Source organism: Haloimpatiens myeolchijeotgali (assembly GCF_042688525.2).
Taxonomy (GTDB): Bacteria; Bacillota; Clostridia; order Clostridiales; family Clostridiaceae; genus Haloimpatiens.
The window spans coordinates 3,226,522-3,248,171 of sequence record NZ_JBHWAB010000001.1 but is presented as its reverse complement, the minus strand read 5'-3'; the positions used below and the strand labels follow the sequence as shown (position 1 = coordinate 3,248,171).

The following is a 21,650-nucleotide window of genomic DNA, read 5'->3' as shown; positions in this document are numbered from 1 at the left end:
AAAAAAGTAATGAACCGTCCCCCATATTTTTTTGCATATTTTTTTGTGTTATAATTATTTTAAGTATTAACTTTGATATGTTATGTGAGGGAATGAGATATTATGAAAAACAAATTAAATATTAATAAAACTATTATAACAATAGTACTACTTAATATAATACAACTAGGTAGTGTTATAGGAATTGTTCTTTTTAAATACTCTATGAAAGAACATTTAGCAAAACAAGCAAATTTTAAAATGAATGTTTTTATATATTTGATATTACTTATAGTTATTTTAAATGGTTTTATTATATTAAGAGATTTTTATTTATTAAATAAACACAATTCAAGATATATTATGATGAAAAAATCACTAGAGCAAGTTGAAAATCTAAATAAAACTTTGAGAGCGCAAAGACATGATTTTATGAATCATCTTCAAGTGGTTTATAGTCTTATAGAAATGGATGAGTATGACGAGGCGAAAGACTATATTGATAAAGTATTTAATGATATTCAAAAGGTTAATAAAGCTCTTAAAACATCTAATCCAGCTGTTAATGCACTTCTTCAGGCAAAACTTTTATATGCAGAAAAAAGAGGTATAAATATGGAGATTTCTGTAAGTTCACAGCTTAAAAATTTAAAAATGCCTTCATGGGAATTCTGTAGAATACTTGGAAATATAATTGACAATGCAATTTTTGCACTTCAAGATAAAGATAAAAATAGAGTTTTAATAGTTGAGTTATATGAAGATATAAAAACGTATAGGTTTAAGATAAAAAATAATGGTCCACAAATTTCAGAGCATATTAAAGAAAAAATTTTTCAGGTAGGTTTTACTACTAAAGGGGATCGAGGAGAAGGAATGGGACTAGCTATTGTAAAGGAACTATTAGAGAAATATGGAGGAGGTATAGAGCTGCAAAGTGACAGGAATATAACTTTATTTCAAGGATATATAAAAAAATAGGGTTATGTACTTTTGCTTTTTAAAATGACAGTTTAGACTTTGATTTGTATGTTTCAGCAGTTTTATATTTAATAAAGTAAGTAAAAATAGTATGTTATATGTAAAGAAGCATATTAAAAAAATAGAAAGCAGGTGATACAGTGGTACCTTTTGATATTTCAATGTTATCTATAATATGTTTTATTGTAGGTTTTGCACTCATGGTAGTTGAAATGTTTCATCCTGGTTTTGGTGTTCCTGGCATAACAGGAGGCATACTACTCATAATAGGTATAGTATTTAGTGCCAAAACTGTAGTACAAGCAATGCTGATGTTTATTATTATATTAACTGTTTTAGGTGTACTTCTTACAATAGTGCTTAAATCAGTTTCTAAAGGAAAACTTTCAAAAAGTCTTGTTTTAGATCAAACACAAAAGAAAGAAAATGGATATATATGTTCAGAAGACCTTGAATTTTTCCTTAATAAAGAAGGTATAACAAAAACAGTTTTAAGACCTTCAGGTACTGCAGATTTTGATGGTATAAAACTTGATGTAGTTTCAGAAGGAGATTATATACAAAGACAAAAGAAAGTGAAAATAATAAAAGTTGAAGGAAGACGTATAGTAGTAAAAGAAATTGATTAAATGAAAAAGTGAAATGATTAATTATATTGGAGGGAGAATTTATATGAATAATATGATAGGTATAATAATAAGTTTAGCTGCGATTATAACTGTATTAGCTTTATTTTTCAGCTTTGTACCACTTGGACTTTGGATTTCAGCTTTAGCAGCAGGAGTTAAATTAAGTATAGGTAATTTAGTTGGAATGAGACTTAGAAGAGTTGTTCCAAAGAGAATCGTACATCCTTTAATAAAAGCAACAAAGGCAGGACTTGGAGTTAAGGTAAACCAACTTGAAGCACATTATCTAGCAGGTGGAAATGTAGATAGAGTTGTAGATGCTCTTATTGCAGCTCACAGAGCAGATTTTAAATTGCCATTTGAGAGAGCAGCAGCTATTGACTTAGCAGGTAGAGATGTTTTAGATGCTGTAAAGATGAGCGTTAATCCAAAAGTAATTGAAACACCAAGTATTTCAGCAGTAGCAAAAGATGGTATTGAATTACTTACAAAAGCAAGAGTAACAGTTAGAGCAAACTTAGATAGATTAATAGGTGGATCTGGAGAAGCTACGGTACTTGCAAGAGTAGGTGAAGGTGTAGTTACCACTGTAGGTAGTGCTGTATCACATAAAGAAGTTTTGGAAAACCCAGACAAAATTTCTCAAACAGTTTTATCAAAGGGATTAGATGCAGGTACTGCTTTTGAAATATTATCTATAGATATAGCAGATATTGATATTGGAAGAAATATAGGCGCACAGCTACAGTCACTTCAAGCTGAAGCAGATAAAAATATAGCTCAAGCAAAAGCAGAAGAAAGAAGAGGAATGGCTGTTGCAACAGAGCAAGAAATGAGAGCTGCTCTTGTAGAAGCACAAGCACAAATACCAAAAGCTATAGCTGAAGCACTTAAAGAAGGTAATCTTGGAGTAATGGATTACTATGATATGGAAAATGTTATATCAGACACTAAAATGAGACAATCTATTTCTAAGAGTGGAAACAGCAGCAAAAAAATTAGTGAAAATAACAAACAAAAAAATAAGTAAGTGGTGAGTGAGTATGGATTTTATTGGTGAGTTAATAGGAGATGTGATAGAACTTGCAGTAGAAGGAGCAGGTTCAAAATCTTTTGATTCATTAAGGGATAAGATAAAAGGTAAAAAAAATACTAAAACTAGTATAAAGGATAATATTGATAAATCTATTAATAAAGAGAAAATAAAAATTAATTTAAAACCTACTAATGGAAATTTAGTTGATACCTATGAAAATGCTAAATTTAAAGTTAGCTCAAATAATAGTTTAAATAGCAGTCTAAGTAGTGATTCAAATGATTCATCATATGAAATAGAAGAAAACAACGACATAATACTTGATGAGTTAGAATTTGATGAAGAAGCTTTTAAAAAAGGAATTATATACTCCGAGATTTTAGGTAAACCAAAAGCTAAAATTAGAAGGAGGTGCAGAAGGTGGAGATAAAAGTATTAGTTTGCGATGATGAGCCTGGTATAAGAATGGTTTTGAAAAAAGCTATACAAAAAGTTGATGGCTTTGAAGTTATAGACGAAGCTAAAAATGGAGAAGAAGTTATCAATCTTGTGGAGAAACTTCATCCTGATGTAGTATTCATCGATGTTGAAATGCCAAAGTTAAGTGGAGTAGAATGTGCAAAAAGAATATTAGACATAGACCCACAAATCATTATTATATTTGCTACAGGACATAATGAATATATGCCAGAAGCTTTTGAACTCTATGCTTTTGATTATATAACAAAGCCTTTTAAAATAGAAAGAATTCACCAAACACTTTATAAAGTTAAAGACACAAGACATTTAAAAGAAGAACAAAGTATAAATAAAATAATACGCCACGAAAAAGGATTAGATAAAATTTTAATAAAAAACAAAGAGGGATTAAGTTTTGTAGATACAAAGGATATAATTATAATTCAAAGAGAAGATAGAACAACAGTTATATATACTATAGATAATAATTATACAACTTCTGAATCTTTAAGTGCTTTAGAAGATAAGCTTGATAAAACACAATTTTTTAGAAGTCATAAATCTTACATTATTAATCTTTCTATGATAAAAAAGATATATCCATACGGTAGGTGGACTTATATTGTAAAACTTAGAGATACTGATAAAGATGCTCTTCTTACTCATGAAAAGTATGAGCATATGAAAAAAATATTCGGATTTTAGGTTAAAAAAAATAAAAAGTATAAAGAATAGAGAAGGAATAAAGTGATCCTTTGCCATAAGTTAATGCTGCCATCAAATAAAAATTGGTATAAGAACAGTAATCCTTCACTTCCATTTCTTATACGATTTTTATTTGATGGCAAAATACATACTTTTCTTACTGCAAAAGTTTAGTTATAAATTAAAGCTTTGCTTAAATTTATATTAATAAAAGGGGCTATCACATTAAGAAATTTACATACAATATATTGTAGCATTTATTCTTAGTGCGACAGCCCCATCCTTATTTGTTCTTTTAACTTTATACTTTTTACTTTATCTAAGAATCTTATTATCAAGATGAATTTTTATGTTTTAAATTTACTAGCTTCATATACTTATTCTCTAAGTTCAAAATTGGTATATACAACATATCATATATATGATATAATAACATATAAAAGATAGGCTTTATAGAATTTATTTAAAGTTTGAATTTAAAAAACTTAATAATATATTGAGAAGTAAGTAAATTAGACCAGCTAGTAATAGTCAATAGTTTTTTTAAAAAAATTTATTTTTAAATTAGGGTATAGCAAAGCTAGCTATTGTAAAAATACGAACAATAGCTCTCTAATTTATTATTTGGGTTTAAAGCCGATTAGGCTACTGTTTTACATTGATTTTGAAGATACATTTTCTCGTGTATCTTAGGATCTCTAATCTCAAAAGGTTTCTGGTTTTTAAGAACCGAGAATATGTACTTGATTAGTTTGTTCATAACAGCACCTAAAGCCACTTTTTTCTTTTTACCTTTAAGATTTTCTTTGTAGTATTTAAGCAAAACTTCATTGTTAGGTTTACCATTTTTGTTAGTTCTCACGGATGCTAATGCGATAGCATATAAGGCTCGGCGTCCGATTCTGGTACCACGCTTAGACATTTTATTTCTATCACTGTTGAATTTGCCTGATTGATTAACAGAAGGATCGATACCAAAATATGCAATTAAATGCTTAGGCTTAAGAAAACCGTTGATGTCACCAATTTCACTCATTATAGTTATTGCTGTTAATTCACCAATACCAGGTATTGAGTATATTAATTGGATGTTTTTAATAAATGTCTCTGGAAGCCTACGGCTTTTTATAAGTGAATGTATTTCCTTCAGCAAACATTCAAGTTGAGTTTCTAAGGTTTCTATCAATGAAATTGTATTAGTGATTTTTACAAATAAGCTAGACGACTTTATCCCAATATAGAGTGCTTCTTGGGAAATAAGAATCAGTTTTTTATAAAGATTTTCACTATAGTTTAGTCCTTTTCTTGAATTGCTAGAAATGATTTCTATCAAAATCTCTCTATCTGCATCAAGAATGGCTTGTGGACTAGTAAATTGCTTAAGTATAGCTAAAGAAGTTTTACACGTAATATTTGAAAATACGGAATTGTATCCAGGAAAAATAACTCTTAAGTCAGTAGATAATTTTTTCTTATAAGTAGATTTAGTATCTGTTAATTTATAGTAGTCTCTGCAGAGAGATTTTAAGGTATAAATTTCAACATCGAATGCAGAAGAACATTTAACAGATTGAAATTTACCTATTTTAGCGATGGATATTGCATCACTTTTATCATTTTTCACTTTTCTTATTCCACTATTTTTGTTACTATTAGTAATGAGTGGATTAAAGATAAATGTTTCGAACTTATCTTTAAGAAAGTGGAAAAGAGTAAGGTGATAAACACCAGTAGATTCCATGAAAATGCCAGTTTTCATGTTAAACCTTCTTCCGCTTTTTTTATTTGATCTACTAGGTAATCAAAACCATCTCTATTATGTTTAATCTTAAAAGGCTTTCTGTAAATTTCACCGTTAGGTGCCAGAATAGCTACTACTGAAAAATCTGCTGATACATCAATTCCAACTGTTGGTTTATATAAAAATTTACTCATGTGTATTATCTCCTTTATTTTTGAGATAGAATAGATATTCCATTTCTATCAGTAATTCTATAACCTTGTTTGTGACACGGGTAATTCCCAAAAGGAAACCCAACCAGCTAAACATAGAGTTCTCACTGATGGAATGATACGCTAATTCACGGGTATAAATGACTCGACAGAGTCACTCCCAGGAGGTGTACATCTATCCTCTATTCAGGAGATATTATACCAAAATATTTAACTGTATAGGTTTCAATTTGACTTTAATAGAAAACTTAGTTTAGATGTAAAATGAACGCCCTATCGGGCAGAAATAATTAGAATAATAATAAAAAGATTTGTCGTAATGTTCGTTAGAATAATAGATAGTTTTCTATTGAATGTTATGACTACATTATACAAGGGAGGTTATTAATTTGAAAAAGGTTTCAAAAAGCAATCCGCTGCCACTGTATTATCAAATAAAAGAAATAATACAAGAGATGATAGAAAATGAAGAATTAAAGCCAGGAGATGCTATACCAACAGAAAGAGAATTGTGTGAAATGCAAAGCGTTAGTAGAATGACTGTAAATAAAGCAATAATGGGTCTTGTAAATGAGGGAATATTATATAGAGAGCAGGGAAAAGGTACATTTGTCACAAAGCCAAAAGAAAAGCATGAGATATCACAGTTAAAAAGTTTCACAGAAGAAATGAAAGAAAAGGGATTAAAGACAGATACTAAGATATTGTCATTTCAAATAAAAGAAGCAACTAAACAAAATAAGATTATGCTTAATATGAAAGATACAGAAGATAAAGTTATAGAAATAAAAAGATTAAGAATAAGTGCAAATGAACCTCTTGCTATAGAAACAGTATGGCTTTCACATCATATGTTTTCAGATATGACAGTAGAAATGGTAGAAGGTAAATCTTTATATAATATTTTTAGAGATAAATACGGATATTGCCCTGAACAAGCTAAACAAACTATAGAACCTATAATGCTTAATGAATATGAAAGTAAATTATTAAATCAACCAGCTAATGCACTAGCGCTTATGTTTAGAAGAAATACATATATACAAAATGAAAAACCTATAGAATATACAAAAGCAATATATAGAAGTGATAGGTATAAGTATGAAATAATATTAACCTAAGAAAGGAGAATAAGAACGTGGGACAAAGAAATCTAAATACCTTAGATTTAGATAATTTAAGTACAATAGATATATTAAAGAAGATAAATGATGAAGATAAAAAAGTTGCATATTGTGTAGAGAAACAGTTGAAGAATATATCTAAAGCAGTAGATTTAATAGTAAAGAGTTTAGAAAAAGGTGGAAGACTTATATATGTAGGAAGTGGAACCAGTGGAAAAATGGGAGTAATAGATGCTTCAGAATGTCCACCAACTTTTGGAGTAGATGATTCTATGGTACAAGGAATTATTTCAGGTGGAGATGAGGCTTTAAGGGGTTGGTTAGAGCATACAGAAGATAATGAAGAATTAGCTGTGGAAGATTTAAAAAAGAAAGATGTGAATAGTAGAGATATTTTAGTTGGGATAACAGCTAGTGGAAATACTCCTTATGTAAAAGCGGCAATTTCATATGGTAAAAAAATTGGATGCAGGGCTATATGTGTTATGTGTAATGATAACGGAAAAATAAAGGATATATGTGATTTAACTATATCAGTAGATGTGGGTGCTGAAGTTATAATGGGATCTACAAGAATGAAAGCAGGGACAGCTCAAAAGATGATATTAAATATGTTAAGTACTACTGCAATGATAAAGATGGGAAAAACATATTCAAATCTTATGGTGAATGTAAGACCTATAAATGCAAAGCTTAAAAATAGAATAAAAGAAATAGTACAGTTAGCTACAGAGGCTGACTATAAGGTAGTGGAGGAAGTTTTGAAAAAAACTGATTATGATCCTAAAACTGCTATTGTGGTTATAAAAAAAGGGGTAAATGTTGATGAGGCTAAAGTTTTACTGAAAGCCAATAAAGGTATAGTAGGGAAAGCTTTAAATAAATTTAATTAAATTTATTTTTTAAAACAGAGATAGAGTAAAAAGTTTAAAGTATAAAGAATAAATAAGGAAGATTTTCAAAAGTAAGTTTTTGAAAATGGATTAATTATAAATTGAATAAAAGTTTTTCTATAAGAAAAATATTGTTATTTGTTCTTTTAACTTTAATCTTTATACTTTATAAAAAGGATGTGAAAACGTGAAGGCTATAATTAATGGAAAAATAATAACAAAAAATGATGTTCTTTATGAAAAAGTATTACTTTTTAATGAAAAAATTATAGATATTATTAATAAAAGCGAGTTTGAAATTTTAAAAAAAAGTGAAAATGTAGAAATAATAGATGCAAAAGATTTATATGTTTCACCAGGGTTTATTGATGTACATATTCATGGATCAGGCGGATATGATGCTATGGATGGAACAGTAGAAGCCCTAGAAACTATAAGTAAAGTAATAACTCAAAATGGGGTTACGGGATTTTTACCAACAACTATGACCATGAGTAAAGAAAAAATTTATAGTGCTTTAGATGTTATGAAACAATGTATGAACTTACAACTACATGGAGCAAAGGTGTTAGGAGCACATGTGGAGGGACCTTTTATAAATAAAAAGTACAAAGGAGCACAAAAGGAAGATTATATAAAAAAACCAGAGTATAGTTTTATAGAACCATATAAAAATGTAGTAAAGATAATCACATTAGCACCAGAGGAAGATGAAAATTTTGATTTTATTTCAAAGGTAAAACAAAACACAAATATAGTAATGTCTATAGGACATTCAGATGCTTCATATGAACAAGCTGTGGATTCTGTAGAAAAAGGAATAAGTCATGCTACACATCTTTTTAATGCTATGACTCCTTTAAGACATAGAGAACCAGGCATTGTAGGAGCTGCATTTAATAGTGATATATATTGTGAATTAATAGCAGATACTATACATGTTCATCCAGCTGTATTTAATATAATTCTTAAAGAAAAAGGTAAGGAAAAAATAATTTTGATAACTGATAGCATGCGTGCAGGATGCTTAAGAGATGGAGTATCAGAGTTAGGGGGTCAAAAGGTTATTGTAAAAAATAATTCTGCAAGATTAGAAGATGGTACATTAGCAGGAAGTATTTTGACATTGAACAGAGCAGTGAAAAATTTTATGGAAAATACAGATTTGAAAATTTATGAAGCTGTAAATATGGCTTCTTTAAATCCAGCTAAAAGTATTGGAATAGACAAAGAAAGAGGAAGTATAGAAAAGGGAAAATATGCAGATATAACTTTATTTGATAATGATTTTAATGTAAAAAATACCATAGTTGAAGGCAGAAATGTATTTAAGGCATAATGTGAATGGAGGTTTTTAAAATGAGATTGATAGTTGTAGATAATTATGAGGAAATGAGTAAAAAAGCAGCAAGTATAATGGCAAGCCAAATAATTTTAAAGCCAGAGAGTATTTTGGGGTTAGCTACAGGAAGTACACCACTAGGAATGTATAAAGAATTAATAAAAATGTACAATGATGGAGAAGTAGATTTTTCTCAAGTAAGAACATTTAATTTAGATGAATACTATGGAATAAGAAGAGATAATGAACAAAGCTACTATTATTACATGGATAATAACTTTTTTAAATATATAAATGTTAAAGAAGATAATATAAATATTCCGAACGGTACTGCAGAAGATGTTGAGCAAGAGTGTATAAATTATGATAAAAGAATAAAAGAAAGTGGAGGAATAGACATTCAAGTTCTTGGAATAGGAGTAAATGGACATATAGGTTTTAATGAACCAGATGTTAACTTTGAAGCTCAAACTCATCTCGTAAAATTGGATAAAAAAACTATAGAATCAAATGCAAGATTTTTTAATTCTATAGAAGAAGTTCCTGTAAAGGCTGTAAGTATGGGAATGAAGACTATAATGAATTCAAAGAAAATAATATTATTGGCAAATGGAATTAATAAAGCTGATGCAATAGAAAAAACTATGAAGGGAAAAATATCCCCAGAAGTTCCAGCATCTATCTTACAATTACACAATGATGTGACTATTATTGTGGATAAAGCTGCAGCTAGTAAGCTTTAGTCACAGCAGTATGGTAGTATTGTAAGTAGTTACGGATATGTGGGGATGGTAGTCAAGTTGTCAAGGTTAGTTATGGGGACGGTTCATTATTTTTATCTGTGGTTTGCAGTTAAGATTAATGAACCGTCCCTGTTTATTATGTTTATTATGAAAAAAGTATCTATGTGTAAAAAAAATATTTGGACAAGGCTTAAAATTTTTTATGCAATATGTATCTTTGTTCATAAAGTTCTACATTGTAATGAAGATTATTGGAAAGAATAAAAATGAGAGTTTAGTAGGATATGATAACTTTTTTATTTTAGTTGGTAAGAGGAATAGGTGGTGAGGATATGGAGAAACTTCTTCAAAAGTATTCTGAAAAAACAGTAACATTAATTATTACTGGAATTAGTATTGTTATTTCTTGGATTGTTACATTAATAGTGGTGAGAATATCTATAAATAGTTTATATGAAATATCTTTAAGTATTGCTACTATAGTACCATTCATTGTTGCACCAATAGTTACTTATAAGAATATTAAACTTTATAAAAGAATTTTTAAAGCTGAGAAAATTGCTAGAAAATTAGCTGAAATAGATGAACTTACAGATATATATAATAGAAGAACTTTTATGAAATATGCAGAGGAACAATTTGAATTAGCTAAAATATCAAAGGAGTGGATTACAATAATATTATTTGACTTGGATCATTTCAAAAGAGTAAATGATACGTATGGACATTTAGTAGGAGATGAAGTACTTAAAAAAGTAGGGGGAATTTTAAAAAACTCTTTTAGAGAAAATGATATCTATGGAAGATTTGGAGGAGAAGAATTTATAGTATTATTAACTAATGTGGATAAAGAAAATATATTAAATATATCAGAAATACTAAGAAAAAATATGGAAAATGAAATTATTGCTGACGGAAACAAGGTGAAATTTACTGCCAGCTTTGGGGTGAGTGTTGGAAAAGTTAACAATAAAAATATTGATTATTTAATTAATAAAGCTGATGAATGTCTTTATAGAGCAAAAGGAAAAGGTAGAAATAGAGTAGAATATGATTTTATATAAATTACAAACTTATTATTCATATATATCACCAGCCAGTTGTTCTAGTGCAGATCTATTTAAGATAACAATAGAATGCTTTTCTTTTTTTATAATTTTTTCACTACATAGTTTATTTAGTGTTCTTGTTAAATGTCTGTAACTAGTTCCAAGTAAGTCAGCCATTTCTGTTAATTTATATGTAAAAATTTCATCTTTATATGATAAATCATCGTTATAGGGAGTAATAGCTAAAAGATAACTGGCTAGTCTGTTTTCTAGTTCATAAAGAAGATTAATAGAACTATATTTAGAAAATTTATCCAGTTTATTGCCTAAACTTTTACATATGTATTTTAAAAATTTAGTATCATTAAGTGCATTTTGTCTTATATTATTCATTGAAATGCCTATACATAAAGAGGTTTCCATAGCTTGAATATTAGATGTAGCTGTATTAATATCAATAAATTCAATATCACCAAATATGTTTAATGGTTTATAAAATTTTAGCAAAAGACATTTGCCATTCTTTAAAAGAGTATATACCTTAACTTTACCCTCAACTAGAAAATAAAAATAATCTATTTTTTCATTAGATCTACATATATGATCATTTTTATTAAATGAAAATAATTCCATATATTTTTTCATATCTGTACTAAAAACATCTTCAATATTATATTTATTGATGTAATAATCTAATTTCTTTTCATCTTTTATTCTAATCATTAAGTAACTTTTCTCCTCTTCTTATCTCTTTATATAATATTTTCTAGCTTCTAAATTAATTATACACTTATTCTTTATAGTCAGTAAATATAAATTAGATAAAGATGAAATATATATTATTTTATTGATATTAGGACATATGTCCTATCTATGTTTATTAGTTATATGATACCTTTAGGAAGTATAGAAACAATAGTGAAATTGATAGATAAAAATTATTAATGAATAACAATAAAATTTGAGTAAATTAGAATAATAGAGAAAGGGAGGAGTAATATGTATAAATTATCAGCAGTGCTTTCAGGATTATTGATTGCTATTATGGTAACTTTTAATGGAGTATTGGCAAAGCAAACTGGAGATTATATATCATTATTAATAATCCATTTAGTAGGACTATTAATGGTAAGTTTAATTTTAATCATTAGAAAAAAGAAAATAAGTCTAAAGGGAGGAATTCCTATGTACTTGTTTAGTGCAGGTGCTATTGGAGTTTTTATGGTATTTTTTAATAACACATGTTTTAATGCTTTAGGGGTATCGTTAACGTTATCATTAGGTTTATTTGGACAGTTAATTGCATCAGTAATTATAGACCATTTTGGATTATTGGGAATGGATGTACATAAGTTTGAAAAAGAAAAGCTTATAGGATTTATTTTGGTATTTATAGGAATAGTAGTAATGATAGCATATTAGGAGGGGAATTTATGATATATATTGTACTTGCATTTATAACAGGAAGTATGGTTATCTTGTCTATGATAATTAATTCACATTTGGCACAAAAAATAGGTGTTTTTCAAGGGACTTTTGTAAATTATGTAGTAGGTTTAATGTTTACTATTGTAGTTTTATTGTTTAAAAATAGTTTTACAAATATATCTTTTGATAAATTTGGACAAGTTCCATTTTGGGCTTATTTAGGTGGAGCAGTAGGGGTAAGTATTGTGGTTATATCAAATATTGTAATACCTAAAATTCCAGCAATTTATTCAACTTTACTTATTTTTATTGGACAGCTTTTTACAGGAATAGTTATAGATTATTTTACTAGTGATTTAGTTTCAAAAGGTAAAGTAATTGGTGGACTTTTGATTGTTTCAGGACTTATGTACAATTTAAATATAGACAGAAAAAAACTAATAAAGAATTCAACTTTGGCAGATGAAAAATAGCCGCTGCGGGAAATGATATTTTGCTTAGAAACTTTTCACTTCAGTAACAAGTTCTAAGCCTTTATCAAGTGACAAGTTGCAAGTGATAAGTGATAAGTTAAGGATGTTTTTCTTACAGAAAAACTTTGCAGTAAAATAAAGGGACGGTTCATTACTTCTATTTGTATTTTGAAGCAAAAGTAATGAACTGTCCCTTGAAGTTTTATTAAAGATTAAAAATATGTGAGGGATAATTCATTATTTTTAGTTGCAAACTAGAGTTAAAAATAATGAATCGTCCCTTTAAATTTTGTAAAGAGTAATGAATTATATGCAAAATTTTTGTCGAAATTTCAGTGAAAATTAATGAACTGACCCTAATTTTTTTATCTAAATATAAGTAAAATATACCCTAATTTATGAAAATGATTACATAAAAAGTTTAAAAAGTTAGAAAACATTAAATATTACAATTAATTGTAAACGAATTGAAAATATGTTCAACCAATGATATAATTTTTCCTTGTTAACGTCATTAACTTGAAAAAAACATAAAGTAAGTACAAAAGGAAGGTAGGTGAAAATCCTGATTTGTACATATTGCAATGGAGATCAGGAGTAACCAATGAAGAAAAATGCTAAATTTATGAATTTAACTGCTATTATTTTTATATTTTTAATAATGTTTACAATGGCAATAATTGATAATCTAAAAGGAGCTTTTGTTCCAACATATAAAAACGTTTTTCATGTAACAGATGTAAATATAGGTCTTATGATAACGAGTGCATCTATTGGATATATAATTTGTACTTACATTGGAGGGTACCTTTCTGGGAAAATAGGTCAAAAGAAGGTAATAATTCTTGGATTGTTATCTATGATTTTTGGACTTATAGTGTTATCTAAAGCAATTAGTTTTACGATGGTAATAATGGGAACGATTTTATGCTCAAGCGGAGTTTCATTGATAAGTATAGGTATCAATACTATAGTTCCTGTTTTGTTTATAAGTTTTCAAGCAATTCTTATGAATTTAACTCATTTTTGTTATGGCTTAGGGTCAGCTACTGGACAGAGATTTGTTGGAGTTATGATTTTTAAAGGTTTTAATTGGAGAAATATTTTTCTTATAATTGCTGCTTTAACAGCAGTGGTTATGATTACGTTTATATTTATAAAAATACCTGGAGTACATAAAGAAGAAGAAGTTAGTAAAATAGGTATGAAAGACATATTAAGCAATAAACTTATATGCTTTTTTATATTGGCATTAGGTTTTTATATGGGAGCAGAATGGTGTACAGGTAATTGGTTTATGAATTACACTAATAAAGTTTTTAAATTAGATCAAGGTACATGTTCATATTATTCAGCTGCTTTCTTTACAATTTTTGCTGTAGGTAGACTTTTAGGAGGATTTATTGTTGAAAAATTTGATTATTTAAAAGCAGTAAAATTCTCATTGTTAGGCGCAATAATTACATATACAATAGGAATTTCTATTGGAGAAAAAGGAGTTACATTAATAGCTATATCCGGTTTATTCTTTGCAATAGTTTTTCCAACTACAGTTGTTGTAATAAGTAATCAATTTAAAAAGAGTACAGCTTATATAACAGGTATTATAATTACAATTGCCTCATTATTAAGTACATTAATAAACTTTTTAATGGGATATCTTAATGATATTATAGGTGTACAAAATACATATTATATTGTACCAATATGTTTAGTTGTTTCACTTGCTTTTATTACAATAATTCACTATACAATAAAACCTAAATCAACACAAGAAACATCTTTTGATGCTGAAATAGCGTAAAATTTCTGGTGTTATTTAGGATTAAAAATATGGGAGGGATAATTCATTACTTTTGTGTGAAACTGCAGCTGAAAGTAATGAACTGTCCCTTTAAATTTCAGTAAAGAACAATGGAGGTTAGCTAAAATTTTTGTTGAAATTTCAATGAGCTGACCCTAAATGTAACTACAATTTGTTACAGGGGTAGTAATTATTTAAGCTTTATATAAGATGGATATTGCCATTTCTTTAGTTCTGTCATAGGTAGAATAGGGGGTTCTTTTCCGCCGTTCATTGATAGAGTTCTATAATAAACTTCAGCAACCTCTTCTACATAATTGGCTTTAAGATAAGCATCCTTAATATCGCTGCCTACTGTAATTACTCCGTGGCTTTGCATAAGACAAGCATCAGATTTTTTTAAAGGTTCAATAATGTTTTCAGCAAGAGCCTTTGTGCCTGGTCTTCCATAAGGTGCAACAGGAATAATGCCACCATAATAAACTGCTTCATATATAATAGGAGGTATTTCCTTATTCAAAACTGCAAAGGATGTTGCAAAACGAGAATGAGTGTGAACTACAGCATATACATCAGGTCTTGTTTTATAAGCATATATATGCATAAGAAGTTCACTAGTAGGCTTCACACTATTGTTTATTTCAATTACGTTAGCATTCATATCAACTACACATATATCATTATAAGTTAAATCCTCTCTAGCAACTCCTGAGGGAGTTACAACTATATATCCTGTTTCTTTATCGCGTATACTGAAATTTCCTGATTTATGTTTACATAATCCTTCTATATCAGCTTTTTTTGCAATTTTAGTAACTTCCTTTTTCAAATTTTCTAACATATAATATTCTCCTTTGATATGTCTGATTTATTTTTCAAATAATTTTTTTAGATTTTCTTCATATGGAGGGTATACAATACCTTTTTCAGTAACTATAGCTGTTATATTTTCATGAGGAGTTACATCAAAAGAAGGGTTGTACACTTTCACTCCTTTAGGAGCTGTCCAAACTCCAAATCTACAAGTAACTTCTTTTGGATCTCTTTCTTCAATTGGAATTTCTTTGCCAGTTGGAGTATTTAAATCAATACTTGGAGTAGGAGCTGCTATATACATAGGGATTCCAAAATATTTAGCAAGAATTGAAACACCAAAAGTTCCAATTTTATTTGCAGTATCACCATTAGCTGCTATTCTGTCACAACCAACTATTACAGCATTTATTTTACTTTGAGACATTACAACAGCTGCCATATTGTCAGTAATTGTAGTAACATCTATCCCAGCTGCATGAAGTTCAAGTGCTGTTAAAGTTGAGCCTTGAAGTCTAGGTCTTGTTTCATCAGAATATATTTTAAGATTCCAACCTTTCTCCTTTGCAAGATACATTGGAGCTGTAGCAGTACCATATTTTGATGTAGCAAGTTGACCTGCATTACAGTGTGTCAATATACCCATTCCATCTTTAAGTAGGGAAATTAGATTTTCACCAATTGTTTTACAAATATTTATATCTTCTTTGTGAATTGTTTTAGCTTCTTCTCTAAGAATATGTTTTATTTCATCAATAGGCTTTTCTTTAAACTCAAGACATTTATTTTCCATTCTTTTAAGAGCCCAAGATAGATTTACAGCAGTAGGTCTGCTTGAATTTAAGTAATCAGATTTTCCTTTGAGAACTTTATAAAAGTTTTCAAAAGAATCAGTAGGAGCTTTTTTTATTCCAAAATATAAACCATATGCAGCAGATACACCGATTGCAGGGGCACCCCTAACTATCATATTTTTTATAGCAACATACATTCCTTCAGCGGTGTTGTATTTTATATAATTTATTGAATTAGGTAATTTAGTTTGATCAAGTAAAATAACCTCATCATTTTTATCATTCCATTCAATTGCTAGTAATTCTGACATAATATCATCCTTTCCTTTATAATTAAGAATTGATAATTAAAGTTGATTTTTGCTTTAGCAGAAATCCTAAATTAGATATTAGTTATTTTGCCCTAAGGAAAAATTTCTTTAATTATTTATTCAACTTTCGCAGGACAAAAATATTGTCTAGCGAAGGGAAAGGATATATTGCGTAAGAAACATTTAGTATCAATTAAGAATTAATAATTAAAAATTAATAATAAAGGTTGATTTTTGCTTTAGCAAAAATCTTAAATTATATGTTAGTTATTTTGCCCTAAGGTAAAATTTCCTTAACTATTAATTATTCATTATTAACTATTAATTATCTTTAAAATGAAAGGTTTCTAAGCAAGATATCATTTCCCGCAGCGATTATTTTCAACTACGAAAGTTCAGCTGTTCATTATTAACTTTGTAAATTCTTCAATTGAGTTTAATTTATTTCTCTTAAGAAGTATAGTTTGTCCAATTTTAAGACCTAACTTTTGAGCTTTAGCTCTTTCATGTAAATCTTCTATTTCATCTAAATCAGGAACATGAGCCATTCCAATTATTCTTCTCATTATTTCACAGGAACAGAATCCTATAGTTTCATGTAATAAATTTTCAATGTAGACTTCTTTGTATCCAGGAACTTTTGTTATTATATCCTTTGAGTTCTTATCCCAAATGTCATCAAAATTCTTTTTAAATTCATTCCAAATATCTTCAATAGAATTCAACAAATATTGTCTATAATCTTTGATTTCTTCTTTATTTTTATCATTCCTGCCTTCCCAAGATACATAGTTCAATATAAAGTTTGCAAATAACAAGCCTATATCATATCCATATGGTCCATAAAATGCAAATTCTGCATCAAATATAATACTTTTATCTTGATTTATAAATATTGAACCTGTATGTAAATCACCGTGTAATAATGCTTCTGCTTTAGTCATAAATATGTTTTTTAACTTTGCAGTTTCAAGATATACATTTTCATTAGCCCATAATTTTTTTACATCTTCTTTTATGTGTGGGTTTACATTATTTGATTCTGAATTTGTATAAGGATCATTTAAAACAAGTTTTTCAGTAATATCACATAGTTCAGGACTTATAAATTTTGCTACTACTTTTTTCTTTCCCATAGGACTCATTCCTATATCTGAAGAGAAGAATAAGTTTTTAGCAAGGAAGTTACCTATTTGTGCAGGAAAGTTTGGAAACCTTTTCATAGACATCAGACCTTTTCTCAAAGTTTCCATGTCTCCTAGATCTTCCATTACAGTTAATGCGTAAGTATCACTATGATGATATACATGAGGAACTGAATTAGAACATATTTCATTTTGAATTTTCATTGCTTCTGATTCAATTCTGTTTCTATCTAAGGTTAATTTCCATCCTTCACCAGCTACCCTTAAGTAAGGTAAAGCTTGTTTAACAATAACTGTTTTGTTTGTATCTAAATCTTTTACTCTAAATACGAGATTTAAATTACCATCTCCAACTTCTTTTGATACTAATTTGTGTTCTTGTGGAAAAATTTTAATTTCCTTTAAGTAATTTGTAACAGTTTCATTTGTCATAGCTTTATACTGACTCATAAAAACATCCCCCTATGAATTTAGTATAATTATGTTTTACTATAATTATACTAAAATTCATAAGAATAGTAAATTTGTATTAATAATAGAAATAATCATATATATTTATTATTATTCAATAACTCAACTTTCGCAGTAAAAAAATACTGCTTAACGAAGGGAAATGATATCTTGCGTAAGAAACATTTAGTATCAATTAAGAATTAATAATTAAAAATTAATAATAAAGGTTGATTTTTGCTTTAGCAAAAATCTTAAATTATATGTTAGTTATTTTGCCCTAAGGCAAAATTTCCTTAATTATTCATTATTAACTATTAATTATCTTTAAAATGAAAGGTTTCTAAGCAAGATATCATTTCCCGTAGCGGCTATTTTTCACCTGCGAAAGTTGAATCAATAAATTATAAATTTTTTTGTACTATATAATCTATATATCCTTGTTTTATTTTTTCACCTTCATATATTCTCTCTAGAATTCTATTTTCTTTAAAAAGTATATTCATATTTTTAAAGTGTGTTTCAGCTTCTTCAATATCATAATAAGTGTGGATAACTTTTTGTTCACCTTCATTTTGTAAAAATTCTCCTTCTCCAACTTTTTCCCCTTGACCATAATCATCATCATTTATTGAAAGAAAATTTATAAAGCAAAGTCCTCCTGGCTTTAATACTCTTTTTATTTCATCTACAGCTTTTTTAATATCTGCTTTTTTCATATGAAAAATAGTATTATAAGAATAAATAAAACTGAATGATTCATTTTTAAAAGGAAGTTTTCTTATATCGCCTTTAGAAATATTAAGTTCAATATTGTGTTCTTTGGAAAAAGTTTCAGCTTTTTCAATTTGTGAATCGCTCATTTCAATTCCATATGTCTTATAGCCATATTCTAAAAAAAGAGCAAGTGGTGGACAGTTTCCTCCAGCTCCACAATCTAATACACTTTTATCTAAATTAATATTGCTGCAATAATTTAAAAATTTATATAGTTGTGTTTGTCTAAATATAACCTTCATAATACCCCTCCATTTACTAACTTAAATATTTATATTTAATATAACGTTATTTTTTCAACTATACAAGTTGAGACTGCTATTTTTAGTATGGTATTATGGTATAATAATGGAAAAACTTAAAGAGTATTATTGTGCAAATAGTAGAAAATTAGATTCAATAAAAAACAGCTTAATGTAAAAAAAAGAATAGGAAGGAATGATTGTAATGATAAAAAATGTTATAACTAAAAAAAATATGATTTCAGATAAGATATGTAATATTTTAGAGGAAGAACTTAAAAGAGAAGATATCACAAAAGAAGAAAGAAAAGATATTTACAATTTATTAGGAGAGGTAAATTCGAGCACTACAGAAATTGAAACACGAAAGAATAAACATGTAACTTCAAGAATTATTACTGGAATGGGAATTGGTGCTTCAGTAATTATTAGTTTAGGAAGTTGTTTAATACATAAGAGATATAAAATTAATAAAGAAAAATAAGAACACATTGTTCACTGAAAAACAATGTGCAGAAAATCATTGTAATGCTGGAAATACTAAGTTGGTATTAGACAATATTATAAGGTGGATAAGCAGTGTTAGTTAAACTTCCACTGCTGTAACAACAGCTTCAGTTTGAGTTTTTATTCTAACTGAAGCTTAAATTTTTTAGGCAAAGTCTCAAGATTTTTTAACTTATCTTTTGTAAAGTAGGGAATCTTAACGTTGGTATATATCTGATAAATTTATGTAATGTTATTAGTATAGTTAAAAATTCATGTGATAATAATTCTAACTTTACTATATGCAAAATATGAGTTTAATCCTTTGGGAATACTAAATTTTGATTACATTACATCAGTACTATGAGAATACATAATAAAGTGTAAAATTAAAACATTAAAAAAATTTTAATAAAATATATTGACTGAAAACGATTTTCATGATAATATTTATACAACATGAAAATATTTTTCTTAAAATAATTTTTATGAAAAATATTTTCAAAAGGTATAATAATTTATTACAAAGGAGGATACAGTATGTTTAAAAATCTTCAAAAAATTGGAAAAGCATTTATGTTGCCAATAGCAATATTACCAGCAGCTGGATTGTTATTGGGAATAGGTGGAGCTTTATCTAATCCAAACACCGTGAATTCATATCCTATATTAAACATTTATTGGTTACAAGGAATATTTAAAGTAATGGCAGCTTCTGGTGAAATCGTATTTGCTAATTTAGCACTAATAATGTGTATTGGATTGTCAGCCGGATTAGCTAAAAAGGATAAGGGTACTGCTGCTTTAGCCGGCGGAGTTGCCTTCTTGGTTATGAATGCTGCTATCAAAGGAATGATATCTGCATTTAATCCAGCTATTAAATCTATTGATACTGGAGTTGTAGGGTCAATAGCTATAGGTAGTATAGTATCTTATTTACACAACAAATATCGTGATATTCAATTACCAGCAGTACTGGGATTCTTTGGAGGATCAAGATTTATTCCTATAGTGTCTTCCTTTGCATCTATATTTGTAGGAGTTATATTTTTCTTAATTTGGCCTACATTCCAAGGGTGGTTAACAACTACAGGAACTGCTATAGCTAATTTAGGAGCTTTTGGAACTTTCTTATATGGATTTTTACTTAGATTGACTGGTGCAGTGGGGCTACATCATATGATTTATCCACTATTTTGGTATACCGAATTAGGTGGAGTTGCTAATGTGGCTGGAAAGACTGTTGTTGGAGCTCAAAACATATTTTTCGCACAATTAGCAGATCCAAATCATGTTGGTTTATATACAGAAGGTACTAGATTTTTTGCAGGCCGTTTTGCTACTATGATGTTTGGTTTACCAGCAGCATGTCTTGCTATGTATCATTGTGTACCAAAAGCTAAGAGAAGATTAGTGGGAGGATTATTTTTAAGTGGTGCTATAACTTCATTTATAACTGGTATAACAGAACCTATAGAATTTATGTTTTTATTTGTAGCTCCTTGGTTATATGTAGTACACGCAATATTTGATGGAATATCATTCTTTATTGCAGATGTATTAAATATATCAATTGGTAATACTTTTTCTGGTGGTTTAATAGATTTTACTTTATTTGGAGTTTTACAAGGTAATGCATCAACTAATTGGGTTTATGTTTTAGTAATTGGAGCTATATGGGCATGTTTGTATTACTTTACTTTTAGATTTTTAATAACAAAGTTTAATGTTATGACTCCAGGTAGAGAAGAAGATACAGAAGAAATAAATGTAGTTACTAAAGATAGCTTAGCACAAACAGCAAAAGAAGTGTTGGAAGCTTTAGGAGGAGAAAGTAACGTAGATGACGTAGATGCTTGTATAACAAGACTTAGAGTTTCTGTTAAGGATGTTGAGAAGGTAGATAAAGATAGAATAAAAAAATTAGGAGCCACAGCTGTATTAGAAGTAAAAGGTGGAGTTCAAGCAATATTTGGTTCAAAAGCAGATTTATTAAAACAAAGAATAAATGATATTTTAGGACGAGACTAAGAC

Annotated in this window: 20 protein-coding genes and 1 pseudogene; 15 read left to right on the top strand and 6 right to left on the bottom strand. The window is 28.3% G+C overall.

Annotated features, from left to right (window positions below; all coding sequences use genetic code 11):
- The first annotated feature begins 102 nt into the window (after positions 1–102).
- The 5 genes from ACFIJ5_RS14490 (at position 103) to ACFIJ5_RS14470 (ending at position 3,789) form a co-directional block, all read left to right on the top strand.
- Complete coding sequence (locus ACFIJ5_RS14490) at positions 103–960, top strand: sensor histidine kinase (protein WP_379808277.1); 858 nt, start codon at positions 103–105, stop codon at positions 958–960.
- A gap of 140 nt (positions 961–1,100) precedes the next feature.
- The gene (locus ACFIJ5_RS14485) at positions 1,101–1,589 is read left to right on the top strand and encodes an NfeD family protein (protein ID WP_379808275.1); all 489 of its coding nucleotides are present in this window, start codon (positions 1,101–1,103) and stop codon (positions 1,587–1,589) included.
- A 52-nt stretch (positions 1,590–1,641) separates the two neighbouring features.
- Entirely contained in the window at positions 1,642–2,619 is a 978-nt protein-coding gene (gene floA / locus ACFIJ5_RS14480) for a flotillin-like protein FloA (protein ID WP_379809623.1), read from the top strand.
- A 13-nt stretch (positions 2,620–2,632) separates the two neighbouring features.
- Positions 2,633–3,055: a hypothetical protein gene (locus tag ACFIJ5_RS14475; protein ID WP_379808273.1), complete on the top strand. Its 423-nt coding sequence runs from the start codon at positions 2,633–2,635 to the stop codon at positions 3,053–3,055.
- Complete coding sequence (locus ACFIJ5_RS14470; protein WP_379808271.1) at positions 3,046–3,789, top strand: LytR/AlgR family response regulator transcription factor; 744 nt, start codon at positions 3,046–3,048, stop codon at positions 3,787–3,789. The genes ACFIJ5_RS14475 and ACFIJ5_RS14470 overlap by 10 nt, the downstream gene beginning before the upstream one ends.
- Before the next feature lie 640 nt (positions 3,790–4,429).
- Here the strand turns inward: ACFIJ5_RS14470 and ACFIJ5_RS14465 are convergent.
- Positions 4,430–5,724: pseudogene (locus ACFIJ5_RS14465) on the bottom strand (IS110 family RNA-guided transposase).
- 407 nt (positions 5,725–6,131) lie between these two features.
- On the opposite strand from ACFIJ5_RS14465, the gene ACFIJ5_RS14460 reads away from it, so the two are divergent.
- The 5 genes from ACFIJ5_RS14460 (at position 6,132) to ACFIJ5_RS14440 (ending at position 10,908) form a co-directional block, all read left to right on the top strand.
- Positions 6,132–6,863: a GntR family transcriptional regulator gene (locus ACFIJ5_RS14460; RefSeq protein WP_379808269.1), complete on the top strand. Its 732-nt coding sequence runs from the start codon at positions 6,132–6,134 to the stop codon at positions 6,861–6,863.
- Positions 6,864–6,880: 17 nt separating this feature from the next.
- Positions 6,881–7,759: an N-acetylmuramic acid 6-phosphate etherase gene (gene murQ, locus ACFIJ5_RS14455; RefSeq protein ID WP_379808267.1), complete on the top strand. Its 879-nt coding sequence runs from the start codon at positions 6,881–6,883 to the stop codon at positions 7,757–7,759.
- 187 nt (positions 7,760–7,946) lie between these two features.
- Entirely contained in the window at positions 7,947–9,098 is a 1,152-nt protein-coding gene (gene nagA / locus ACFIJ5_RS14450; protein ID WP_379808265.1) for an N-acetylglucosamine-6-phosphate deacetylase, read from the top strand.
- Positions 9,099–9,118: 20 nt separating this feature from the next.
- Positions 9,119–9,844: a glucosamine-6-phosphate deaminase gene (gene nagB, locus ACFIJ5_RS14445; RefSeq protein ID WP_379808263.1), complete on the top strand. Its 726-nt coding sequence runs from the start codon at positions 9,119–9,121 to the stop codon at positions 9,842–9,844.
- A 332-nt stretch (positions 9,845–10,176) separates the two neighbouring features.
- The gene (locus ACFIJ5_RS14440; protein WP_379808261.1) at positions 10,177–10,908 is read left to right on the top strand and encodes a GGDEF domain-containing protein; all 732 of its coding nucleotides are present in this window, start codon (positions 10,177–10,179) and stop codon (positions 10,906–10,908) included.
- Between the two features lie 12 nt (positions 10,909–10,920).
- Here ACFIJ5_RS14440 and ACFIJ5_RS14435 read toward each other — a convergent pair whose 3' ends face one another.
- Complete coding sequence (locus ACFIJ5_RS14435; RefSeq protein ID WP_379808259.1) at positions 10,921–11,616, bottom strand: cyclic nucleotide-binding domain-containing protein; 696 nt, start codon at positions 11,614–11,616, stop codon at positions 10,921–10,923.
- Between the two features lie 276 nt (positions 11,617–11,892).
- Here ACFIJ5_RS14435 and ACFIJ5_RS14430 point away from each other — a divergent pair, with 276 nt between their 5' ends.
- The 3 genes from ACFIJ5_RS14430 to ACFIJ5_RS14420 all read left to right on the top strand — a co-directional run bounded on the left by ACFIJ5_RS14430 (position 11,893) and on the right by ACFIJ5_RS14420 (position 14,598).
- Positions 11,893–12,315 (top strand): DMT family transporter, encoded by a 423-nt coding sequence (locus ACFIJ5_RS14430; RefSeq protein WP_379808257.1) that lies wholly within the window; start codon positions 11,893–11,895, stop codon positions 12,313–12,315.
- An 11-nt stretch (positions 12,316–12,326) separates the two neighbouring features.
- Positions 12,327–12,794 (top strand): DMT family transporter, encoded by a 468-nt coding sequence (locus ACFIJ5_RS14425; protein ID WP_379808255.1) that lies wholly within the window; start codon positions 12,327–12,329, stop codon positions 12,792–12,794.
- Positions 12,795–13,398: 604 nt separating this feature from the next.
- Positions 13,399–14,598, top strand: coding sequence for an MFS transporter (locus ACFIJ5_RS14420; protein ID WP_379808253.1), 1,200 nt, complete (start codon positions 13,399–13,401; stop codon positions 14,596–14,598).
- Between the two features lie 190 nt (positions 14,599–14,788).
- On the opposite strand, the gene ACFIJ5_RS14415 is transcribed toward ACFIJ5_RS14420, so the two are convergent.
- The 4 genes from ACFIJ5_RS14415 to ACFIJ5_RS14400 all read right to left on the bottom strand — a co-directional run bounded on the left by ACFIJ5_RS14415 (position 14,789) and on the right by ACFIJ5_RS14400 (position 19,130).
- A complete protein-coding gene (locus ACFIJ5_RS14415) occupies positions 14,789–15,439 on the bottom strand; it encodes a class II aldolase/adducin family protein (protein WP_379808251.1) in 651 nt (216 codons plus the stop codon).
- A gap of 27 nt (positions 15,440–15,466) precedes the next feature.
- Complete coding sequence (gene mtnA, locus ACFIJ5_RS14410; protein WP_379808249.1) at positions 15,467–16,516, bottom strand: S-methyl-5-thioribose-1-phosphate isomerase; 1,050 nt, start codon at positions 16,514–16,516, stop codon at positions 15,467–15,469.
- Between the two features lie 395 nt (positions 16,517–16,911).
- Positions 16,912–18,111: an S-methyl-5-thioribose kinase gene (gene mtnK / locus ACFIJ5_RS14405; RefSeq protein ID WP_379808247.1), complete on the bottom strand. Its 1,200-nt coding sequence runs from the start codon at positions 18,109–18,111 to the stop codon at positions 16,912–16,914.
- A gap of 404 nt (positions 18,112–18,515) precedes the next feature.
- Entirely contained in the window at positions 18,516–19,130 is a 615-nt protein-coding gene (locus ACFIJ5_RS14400) for a class I SAM-dependent methyltransferase (protein WP_379808245.1), read from the bottom strand.
- 205 nt (positions 19,131–19,335) lie between these two features.
- Between ACFIJ5_RS14400 and ACFIJ5_RS14395 the strand changes: the two genes are divergently transcribed.
- Positions 19,336–19,614: a hypothetical protein gene (locus ACFIJ5_RS14395; RefSeq protein WP_379808243.1), complete on the top strand. Its 279-nt coding sequence runs from the start codon at positions 19,336–19,338 to the stop codon at positions 19,612–19,614.
- Positions 19,615–20,156: 542 nt separating this feature from the next.
- Entirely contained in the window at positions 20,157–21,647 is a 1,491-nt protein-coding gene (locus tag ACFIJ5_RS14390; protein WP_379808241.1) for a PTS transporter subunit EIIC, read from the top strand.
- Positions 21,648–21,650: the final 3 nt, after the last annotated feature.

Coding starts and splice junctions, on each gene's coding strand:
- ACFIJ5_RS14435 (WP_379808259.1), bottom strand. CDS start 11,616: ATGATTAGAATAAAAGATGAAAAGAAATTAGATTATTACATCAATAAA.
- ACFIJ5_RS14395 (WP_379808243.1), top strand. CDS start 19,336: ATGATAAAAAATGTTATAACTAAAAAAAATATGATTTCAGATAAGATA.
- ACFIJ5_RS14425 (WP_379808255.1), top strand. CDS start 12,327: ATGATATATATTGTACTTGCATTTATAACAGGAAGTATGGTTATCTTG.
- ACFIJ5_RS14390 (WP_379808241.1), top strand. CDS start 20,157: ATGTTTAAAAATCTTCAAAAAATTGGAAAAGCATTTATGTTGCCAATA.
- ACFIJ5_RS14430 (WP_379808257.1), top strand. CDS start 11,893: ATGTATAAATTATCAGCAGTGCTTTCAGGATTATTGATTGCTATTATG.
- floA (WP_379809623.1), top strand. CDS start 1,642: ATGATAGGTATAATAATAAGTTTAGCTGCGATTATAACTGTATTAGCT.
- ACFIJ5_RS14415 (WP_379808251.1), bottom strand. CDS start 15,439: ATGTTAGAAAATTTGAAAAAGGAAGTTACTAAAATTGCAAAAAAAGCT.
- mtnK (WP_379808247.1), bottom strand. CDS start 18,111: ATGAGTCAGTATAAAGCTATGACAAATGAAACTGTTACAAATTACTTA.
- ACFIJ5_RS14400 (WP_379808245.1), bottom strand. CDS start 19,130: ATGAAGGTTATATTTAGACAAACACAACTATATAAATTTTTAAATTAT.
- nagB (WP_379808263.1), top strand. CDS start 9,119: ATGAGATTGATAGTTGTAGATAATTATGAGGAAATGAGTAAAAAAGCA.
- ACFIJ5_RS14475 (WP_379808273.1), top strand. CDS start 2,633: ATGGATTTTATTGGTGAGTTAATAGGAGATGTGATAGAACTTGCAGTA.
- ACFIJ5_RS14420 (WP_379808253.1), top strand. CDS start 13,399: ATGAAGAAAAATGCTAAATTTATGAATTTAACTGCTATTATTTTTATA.
- ACFIJ5_RS14490 (WP_379808277.1), top strand. CDS start 103: ATGAAAAACAAATTAAATATTAATAAAACTATTATAACAATAGTACTA.
- ACFIJ5_RS14440 (WP_379808261.1), top strand. CDS start 10,177: ATGGAGAAACTTCTTCAAAAGTATTCTGAAAAAACAGTAACATTAATT.
- mtnA (WP_379808249.1), bottom strand. CDS start 16,516: ATGTCAGAATTACTAGCAATTGAATGGAATGATAAAAATGATGAGGTT.